This window comes from Frankia gtarii, from assembly GCF_025403375.1.
In the GTDB taxonomy this organism is placed as follows: Bacteria; Actinomycetota; Actinomycetes; order Frankiales; family Frankiaceae; genus Frankia; species Frankia gtarii.
This window is the reverse complement of record NZ_JAMPTM010000317.1, coordinates 1-7,345: the sequence shown is the minus strand read 5'-3', so window position 1 is coordinate 7,345 and position 7,345 is coordinate 1. Positions and strand designations below refer to the sequence as shown.

Annotated in this window: 7 protein-coding genes; 3 read left to right on the top strand and 4 right to left on the bottom strand. The window is 74.4% G+C overall.

Translation table 11 applies throughout. From position 1 onward, the window contains the following. A partial coding sequence (locus NBZ83_RS28155) for a CaiB/BaiF CoA transferase family protein (protein ID WP_261576134.1) occupies positions 1 to 1,287 on the top strand: 1,287 nt, incomplete at its 5' end. A gap of 67 nt (positions 1,288 to 1,354) precedes the next feature. Here the strand turns inward: NBZ83_RS28155 and NBZ83_RS28150 are convergent. Next, on the bottom strand, positions 1,355 to 2,320 hold the full coding sequence (locus tag NBZ83_RS28150) for a phosphatase PAP2 family protein (RefSeq protein ID WP_261576133.1): 966 nt from the start codon (positions 2,318 to 2,320) through the stop codon (positions 1,355 to 1,357). Between the two features lie 247 nt (positions 2,321 to 2,567). Here NBZ83_RS28150 and NBZ83_RS28145 point away from each other — a divergent pair, with 247 nt between their 5' ends. Continuing rightward, positions 2,568 to 3,317 carry an alpha/beta fold hydrolase gene (locus NBZ83_RS28145; protein WP_261576132.1) on the top strand — a complete coding sequence of 250 codons (750 nt, stop codon included), beginning with the start codon at positions 2,568 to 2,570 and terminating at the stop codon, positions 3,315 to 3,317. Positions 3,318 to 3,342: 25 nt separating this feature from the next. Here the strand turns inward: NBZ83_RS28145 and NBZ83_RS28140 are convergent, their stop codons facing one another. Further along, a complete protein-coding gene (locus NBZ83_RS28140) occupies positions 3,343 to 3,828 on the bottom strand; it encodes a MarR family winged helix-turn-helix transcriptional regulator (RefSeq protein ID WP_261576131.1) in 486 nt (161 codons plus the stop codon). 45 nt (positions 3,829 to 3,873) lie between these two features. Between NBZ83_RS28140 and NBZ83_RS28135 the strand changes: the two genes are divergently transcribed. After that, the gene (locus NBZ83_RS28135; RefSeq protein ID WP_261576130.1) at positions 3,874 to 4,647 is read left to right on the top strand and encodes a pirin family protein; all 774 of its coding nucleotides are present in this window, start codon (positions 3,874 to 3,876) and stop codon (positions 4,645 to 4,647) included. A gap of 299 nt (positions 4,648 to 4,946) precedes the next feature. Here the strand turns inward: NBZ83_RS28135 and NBZ83_RS28130 are convergent, their stop codons facing one another. Together NBZ83_RS28130 and NBZ83_RS28125 are read right to left on the bottom strand one after the other, a co-directional pair. Next, a complete protein-coding gene (locus tag NBZ83_RS28130; RefSeq protein ID WP_261569619.1) occupies positions 4,947 to 5,639 on the bottom strand; it encodes an HAD family hydrolase in 693 nt (230 codons plus the stop codon). A gap of 234 nt (positions 5,640 to 5,873) precedes the next feature. Beyond that, a complete protein-coding gene (locus NBZ83_RS28125) occupies positions 5,874 to 7,253 on the bottom strand; it encodes an alpha/beta hydrolase (protein ID WP_261576129.1) in 1,380 nt (459 codons plus the stop codon). Positions 7,254 to 7,345 lie beyond the last annotated feature (92 nt).

Here is a 7,345-nt window from a genome sequence, read left to right as displayed (position 1 = left end):
CTCCCCGCGTCCGGCCCCGCGTCCACCCCGCCGCCGGCGGCGGGCGGCGCGACCGGGCAGCCGCTGGCCGGCATCACCGTGCTGGACTTCGGGCTGATGTTCGCCGGGCCGTTCGCCGCGACCCTGCTGGCCGACCTCGGCGCCCGCGTCATCAAGATCGAGACGTTGGAGGGTGACACGATCCGCCGGGTCGCCGGCTTCCCCGAGTCCGGCGGCGCGAAGGTCATGCAGGGCAAGGAGAGCCTGTGCGTCGACCTCGCCACCGACGAGGGCCGCGCGATCGTCCACGAACTCGCCAAGCGGGCCGACGTGGTCCTGCAGGCGTTCCGGGCGGGCGCGGCCGAACGCGCCGGCATCGACGCCGCGACGCTGCGCGCCCTCAACCCCGACCTGGTCTACGTCAACGCCCCCGGCTACGGCACCGACGGGCCCTACGGCCACCGGCCGGCCTACGCCCCGGCGATCGGCGCGGCCAGCGGGCTGGCCCTCACCGACGCCCCCGGCGTGCGCAGCGCGGTGACCACGGTCGCGCAGAAGAAGACCGGCGCGGTGCGCTGCTTCGCCGCCGCGGCGGCCGTGCCCGTGCAGGCCGACGGCATCGCCGCCCTCGGCGCCGCCTCGGCGATCCTGCTGGGCCTCGTCGCCCGGTCGCGGGGCCGGGCCACGGGCGCGCTGACGGCGACGATGCTCGCGACCGCCACGCACGCCATCCTCGACCAGGTCGTGGACTACCCCGGAAAGCCGGCGCCACGGGAGGTCGACGACGACGCCTGGGGCCTGTCCGCGCTGTACCGGATCTACCCGGCGGCGCACGGCTGGGTGTTCCTGGCCGCCCCGGCGGACAAGGAGTGGCCGCGGCTCACCGCGGCGCTCGCCGCCCACGCCGACCTCGACGCCGACCCGCGGTTCGCGACCGCGCCTGGCCGGGCCGAGCACGAGGCGGCACTCGCCGACGTGCTGGCGAAGACGTTCGGCACCCGGCCGGCCGCCGACTGGGAACGCGACCTCACCGCGGCCGGTGTCGGCTGCGTCGAGGTCGCCCAGCGCTCCCAGCAGAAGATCATCCAGGTGGAACCGGCCGCGGCGCAGGAGTACTGCGTGACGGTGCACAGCGACGTGTTCGACGAGCACCTGCGCCCCGGCCCCACCACCCGGTTCTCCCGCTCCGCGACAGCCCCGAAGGGCTTCACCCACGCCGGCGCGCACACCGACGCGATCCTCGCCGAACTCGGCTACGGCGCGACCGACATCGCCGACCTGCGCGAGCGCGCCATCGTGGGCGGCTGACCGGCACGCCGCCGCCCCGCCGCTCCGGTCACCCCGCCGCTCCGGTCGCGCTACCGGAGCGATCGCGCTACCGGACCGTGGGCGTCGGGTCGGGGCCGGCGGCCGACACCTGCCGGCGCCCGTCGCCGCCGGCGGGAGGCGGGACCGCGACAAGGGCGGGAACGGCGTCCGGGCGTCCCCGCCCGGCCTCGGTGCCGGTGCCGGTGCCGGCCTCGGTGCCGCGTCGGGCGCGGATCCGCTCGCGCAGCCGGCGCAGCGCGCGGGTCAGCGCCCGGCCGACCAGCTCGGCCAGCACCAGCAGCACGACCGCGACGATGCCGTCGGCCCAGAAATGGTTCGCGGTGACGACGACGACCAGGGTCGTCACGACCGGATGGACGACGATCAGCCACCGCCAGCGGCTCGAGCTGATCCGGATGACCTCGTAGGCGATGAGGAACGCCCAGCCCACATGCACCGACGGCAGTGCCGAAAGCTGCGCGGCGACCCCGCTGCCGAACTCCCCGTACACCGACTGGCCGAGCAGCACCGCCTCGTCGACGAAGCCGACGGAGGTCAGCATCCGCGGCGGCGCCACCGGCAGGAACATGTGGAACAGCAGCGACGAGCCGGTGAACAGCACGATCGTCGTGCGCACCGACGGGTAGGCACGGCGATGGCGGGCGAACAACCACACCAGGAACAGGTTCATCGCCGGGAAGTGCACCCAGCCGTAGAAGTCGTTCGCCGCCCGCAGCAGACCCTCATGGCCGAGCATGAACCGCTCCATGGCGACCTCGCTCGGCAGGTGCAGCCACTGCTCGGCCCGCCAGATCCACTCGGCGCGTTCGATGCCGCCGGCGACCCGGGTCACCCCGAGGATGCGGGCGATCTGCCAGAGCGTGAACAGGCCGAGGATCGTGCCGGCCTCCCGCGACGCGGCGGCGACCAGCTCGACGCCGCGACGCGGCCACCACCGGTGCACCACCCGGGCCACCACGGCCAGCGCCAGCAGCACCCCGGCCCCGACCGCGGCCTGCTGCCACAGCGGCATCGGCGCTCCCGTCCCCGTCCGTCGTCAGGTGGTGTGCGGCGTCCGCCGCGGCCTGGCCGGCCGGCGACGTGGACGCCCCGGCCGTCACGTTACGACCCGTTCGCGCCGGATGCCGCCACCGCCCCGCCTGCGCCGCGGAACCCGCCGGCACCGGCGGCGGGCGCCCGCCGCACCTCTTGACGCGATCGTCAGATCATCTAGGGTTTTCTCACGTTTGGCCGGGATGGACGAATACGGGAGGTCTGGGATGGCGGACGTCGGCATCGTGCTCGTGCACGGCGGTCAGCACGCCGGGGACTGTTGGGAACCCACCGTCGCCGAGATCGGGTTACAGGCGCCGGGCACCCCGGTCCTCGCCGTCGACCTGCCCGGCCGGCGCTCGGCACCCGCCGACCTCGCCACGGTCACCGTCGCCGACTGGGTGACGAGCACGATCGCGCAGATCGACGCCGCCGGCATCGGCGAGTTCGTCATCGTCGGCCATTCGATGGCCGGCCTGACCGTGCCCGGCGTCGTCGCGCGGCTCGGGCCGACGCGCGTGCGCCGGATGATCCTGCTGGGTGCGGCCGTGCCGCCGCAGGGCCGCTCGATCGTCGACACGGTGCCCGGCATCCTGGGCTGGGTCGCCCGCCGCAAGGCCGCGACCGGCCGTCCCGCCGCGCCGATGCCCCGGCTGCTGGCCCGCTACTCGTTCTGCAACGGCATGACCCGCGAGCAGCGGGCGTTCAGCCTGTCCCGGCTCCACGGCGAGTCCACCGCGGTGACGATCGAGCCCACCGACCGCACCGGCCTCGACCGCTCCGTGCCCCGCACCTGGCTGCTGACCCTGCGCGACCGCGCCCAGACGGTGCCCACCCAGCGCCGTTCCATCGAGGCGTTGGGCGGCGTCGACGAGATCGTCGACCTGGACACCGGCCACAACGCCATGATCAGCCACCCGGCCGAACTGGCCCGCATCCTGCTCGACCGCGCCTCGGTCTCCCGTTCCGCGCCCTGACACGTGCGCCCGTGGTCGCGTCCGGCTACCGAAGACCCGACAGGACCGAACCGAGGATGGCGTCGAGGGTGTCCACCTGGGCGTCGGTGAGGGCGTCGAAGACACTGGCCCGGACGAAGGCGACGTGCGCCGGTGCGGCGTGCTCGATCGTTGCCCGCCCGTGTTCGGTCAGCACCACCAGGGCACCACGGCCGTCGTCGGCGCACTCCTCCCGGGCGACCAGACCACGGCGCGCCATCCGGGAGACGTGGTGGGACAGCCGGCTCTGTTCCCAGGACAGCTCGCGGGCGAGCCTGGTCACCCGAAGACGCCCTGTGGGGACGTCGGTGAGGCGGACGAGGACCTCGTAGTCGGCGAGCGAGAGCCCCGCGTCGGCGGCGAGCTGGCGGTTCATCTGCGCGGTGAGCTGGCTGGTCATCAGCAGGTATCGGCGCCAGACCCGCTGTTCGCGCTCGTCGAGCCACCGCACGGGCCCTGCCGGGAATGCGTCGCCCCCAGATCTGCTTGACATGTCATCTAGCTTAATGACACGTCATGAAGATGGGAAGGGTTCATCATGGCCAGCGTGACACCGCAGCGAGAAGTCGACATCCGCCGCGCCGCCGAGCGCCCGGCGACGACGATCGACTGGCTGGACTCGAAGCACTCCTTCTCCTTCGGCCACCACTACGACCCAGCCAACACCCACCACGGGCTGCTGCTGGTCAGCAACGACGACACGGTGCGCGCGGGCGCGGGCTTCGAGACCCATCCCCACCGCGACATGGAGATCGTCACCTGGGTGCTGCGCGGCTCGCTGGTCCACCAGGACTCCACCGGGAACTCCGGGGTGATCTACCCGGGGCTGGCGCAGCGGATGAGCGCCGGGCGCGGCATCCTGCACTCGGAGAAGAACGACTCCTGGCGTCTCGCCGGTGACGGTGAGCCGCACGACGAGCCGGTGCACTTCGTCCAGATGTGGGTCGTCCCCGACGAGCAGGGCATCACCCCGGGCTACGAGCAGCTCGAGATCGACGGCGAGCTCCTCGGCGGCGGCCTCGTCCCGGTCGCCTCCGGGATGGCACGCCACGACGGCGCCAGCGCGATCCGGATCCGCAACCGGCACGCGGCACTGCACGTCGCCCGGCTCGGCGCCGGGCAGAGCGTGGCGCTGCCCGACGCCCCTTACCTGCACCTGTTCGTCGCCCGCGGCGAGGTCACCCTGGAGGGCGCCGGCCCGCTGCACGCCGGCGACGCGGTCCGCTTCACCGGCGTCGGCGGCCAGCGGCTCACCGGCGTCGCGCCCGCCGAAGTCCTGGTCTGGGAGATGCACGCCGCCCTGCCCCACTGAGCGGAGCCCGGCCCCATCCACCAAAACGGGTCGCCGCGGCACTGGTGGGACGTTAGCTTCCTCGGCGTGATCGAACACGATCCCACGGACCTGGTGCGTCGCAGTTACGACGCGATCTCCCACCACTACCGGCGAGACACGGAAACAACCGGCGCTGCTGGCCCGGTTCGCCACCTGGCTGCGGCCGGGCGGCTGGCTGCTCGCCATCACCGGCCATCACGCGTGGACCGGCGTCGAGCAGGACTGGCTCGGCAGCGGACAGCCCATGTGGTGGAGCCAGGCCGACGCCGATGCCGACGTTATCCCTCCCGGGGAGCCCGGCGGTCGACCAGGGCGGCCAGCCAGGCGGGGGTGATCTGGGCGAGGCTCGGCACGACGGCGTCCGCGGGAACGCCCGCCGGAGGCTGCGAGATCGACGGGACGAGGACGGTCACACAGCCCGCGGCCAGGCCCGCCGCCGCGCCCGAGGCGCTGTCCTCCAGCACGACGCAGCGCGTCGGCGGCACGGCGAGCAGCCGGCTGGCCCGCAGGTACGGCTCGGGATCGGGCTTGCCGCGCACCACCTCGTCCCCGGCGACCGACACCTGGAAGTGTGCGACGCCCAGCGCGCCGAGCACATGGTCCATGAGCACCCGGGCGGACGACGACACCAGCGCCAGCGGCACGCCCTGCGCTGCGAGCGCGCCGACCAGCTCGACGGCACCGGGCCGCGCGACTATCGCTCCCGGTTCGGCGAAAAGCTCGCCGATGCGGCCCATGACGAACCGTGCCGCCTCGGCGAACCGCGATCCGTGCACCCCGAGCAGCGACAACATGAGGTGCAGCGCCGTGTCCGGGCCACGGCCCATGATCGCGGCCTTGATCTCGGCGGTGAACACGCCGCCGAGGTGGGCGGCGAGATCCTCCTGCGCCCGCGTCCACAGCCGCTCGGTGTCGACGAGCAGGCCGTCCATGTCGAACAGCACGGCCGCCGGCACCTGCAAGGCGCTCATCGGCCGTTCCCGGGCAGCCCCAGCCCCAGCCCCGGATGGCGACCGGCACCGGCTGACCCGCGCGCCGGCGTGCCGCGCCGACCATCCGCGGCGGAAGTCATCCGTCAAGCCTGGCACATGCGCGACCGCTGCAGGCTTCGATCGCGCTTGCGGCGCGGCGGGCGACGGTCCCGGCGGGCGACGGTCCCGGCGGGCGACCTCACAATGGGCTACCGGGCTACCGGGCTACCGGGCTCAGCGCGGGCCGCCGGGGGTCAGCAACCAGCGGACGACAGCGGCGGTGCCGGCCCGGTTGGAGCCGAGATGGTCGACGCCCGCGCCGAGGTCGACGATCGGGGCGTCGATGCCGTGCCCGCGCAGCGCCGTGCGGCAGTGCTCGCTGTTCGCCCGGGGAACCTGGGTGTCCGCGCCGCCGACGTAGAGCCGCACCGGCACGGGCGGCGGCTGGGGGCCGGGCGGCGTGGCGCAGGTCGCGTCGGCCACCGCCAGCGCCGCGGCGAACCGACCCCGCGGATGGTGGACCAGCTCGGCGCCGCGGGGAGTGAGCAGGGCGTCGATGCTCGCCGGCAGGCCGGCGACGAACCGCTCGCCGGAGTGCTCACCGTCGAACAGCGCCTCGACCGACGGGTCACGGAACACCTCGGCGGGCGTGTCGTACAGGTGGTGCAGCCGGTTGAACGCGACGAGCAGGTAGGCGGTGTAGCCGACACCGTAGGGCCACTCGACTCGGCCGTCCAGCAGCGCCGGCAGCTCGACGGAGCGCAGGTCGTAGGCGCCGCTGACCGGCGCGAGCGCGCCGAGGCGCAGCGCGGGGTCGGCGCCGGAGCGCAGCGCCGTCGCGAGGCCCGTCGCCGCCGAGGCGCCCTGCGAGAAGCCGGTCACCAGGATCCGCGGGTCGACCGTGCGTCCCTGGGTGGCCAGGAACAACCGGGTGGCGCGCAGCAGGTCGAGCGACGCGGTCACCTCGGAGGGCACGTCCATCCACGGGTGCGGGCCCGGCCCGACACCGAGGCCGAGGTAGTCGGGGGCGGCGGCGGCGAAGCCGGCCGCGGCGTAGGTGAGGGCGGGGGCCTGGCCCCAGCCGTCGGCGGCCAGGTCCGTTGCCGTCGACGGGGCGTCGGCGCGGGCGGTCTCGGTGCCATGGGTGTAGGAGACGACGCGCAGCCGGCGGGCGTCGGTGGCGGGCAGGGCCAGCAGGCCGCTGGCGGTGGTCGGCAGCCCGTGGGGGTCGATCGTGCGGTAGACGAGCCGGTAGCTGACCACCCCCAAGCGCAGGATCGCCGGGTCCGCGTCGAACCCGGCTGCGGTCAGCACCGCCCGCACCTGCGCCGCCGACAGGACGTCCAGCCGCTCGGCCGTCACCACGCCACCGCGGTCCGCGGCTCCCGCGGCTCCCGCGGTTGGCAACGGCGCCGCGGCGGCATCAACGAACGCGGTGGCGGGAGCCGCGGCGGCATCAACGAACGCGGTGGCGGGAGCCGCGGCGCTGCCGAGAATGCCGGCGGCCGTGACCGCGAGGGCGGTGAACGCGAGGGCGGCGGTCCTCCGCCGCCGCGGCGGCGAGCACTCCGGCGAGCGCCCCGGCGCAATGATCGTTTCGTCACGGGAACGCATGTCGTGCATACGTACAGCCATTTCGATCACACTAGGGAGCCCGGCAGCCCGCCCCCATCCGGCCAGCAGCCGAATCCGGCGGGGGGACCACC